Annotated in this window: 1 protein-coding gene; it reads left to right on the forward strand. The window is 41.4% G+C overall.

Features of this window, described 5'->3' with window-relative positions; all coding sequences use genetic code 11:
• The first annotated feature begins 135 nt into the window (after window positions 1-135).
• Window positions 136-528, forward strand: coding sequence for a rhodanese-like domain-containing protein (locus tag DWV53_RS15430; RefSeq protein WP_118155493.1), 393 nt, complete (start codon window positions 136-138; stop codon window positions 526-528).
• The last annotated feature ends 153 nt before the right edge of the window (window positions 529-681 follow it).

The following is a 681-nucleotide window of genomic DNA, read 5'->3' on the forward strand; positions in this document are numbered from 1 at the left end:
GCCAACAAAATCCATCCATATAATCAACTTTCTGAATATTTTTTGTATTTTTGCAGATATATTGCAAGAATGTAGGGGGTTGAGCATGGCTTATCCTCCTAGATTAAAGGCGCATAATTATTAAAAGATTAGAGAATGAAGAAAATATTTATCATGAGCATTATAACCATGCTATCAAGCCTGTATTCTTGTCAGGCGCAAAATAAGGGCTATAAGAGTCTGTCGGCAGATGACTATGAGAAAGCCATCGCTGACACCGCAGTAATCCGTCTCGACGTACGAACCGCAGAAGAGTTTGCCAATGGGCATATTCGGGGCGCAATCAACATTGACGTACTGAAATCAGACTTCGAACAGAAGGCCGCTGCCACTCTTCCCAAAAGCAAGACTATCGCCGTGAACTGTCGAAGCGGCAAGCGAAGCAAAAATGCCGCAGCTATTTTGACAAAGAACGGCTATCAGGTAATAGAACTCGATTTCGGCTTTATTGGCTGGCAGGCAGCAGGAAAAGAAATCGTAAAGGAGTAAAGTTAAACTAACGGAACTTCCCTACATGCGAAAGTTCCGTTAGTTATTATAAAATTTTAATTTGTAGCGTATGAAAAGAATTTTGCGAATTTTGATGATTGCCATCTGCTGCATGGTTTCATGCAATATGGTGGCGAATGCGGGCAACGACAA

The organism is Segatella copri, assembly GCF_003465495.1.
GTDB lineage: Bacteria > Bacteroidota > Bacteroidia > Bacteroidales > Bacteroidaceae > Prevotella > Prevotella copri_G.

Bases quoted from the DNA above. Each gene is read 5' to 3' on its own strand.
- DWV53_RS15430 (WP_118155493.1), top strand. From the start codon at position 136: ATGAAGAAAATATTTATCATGAGCATTATAACCATGCTATCAAGCCTG.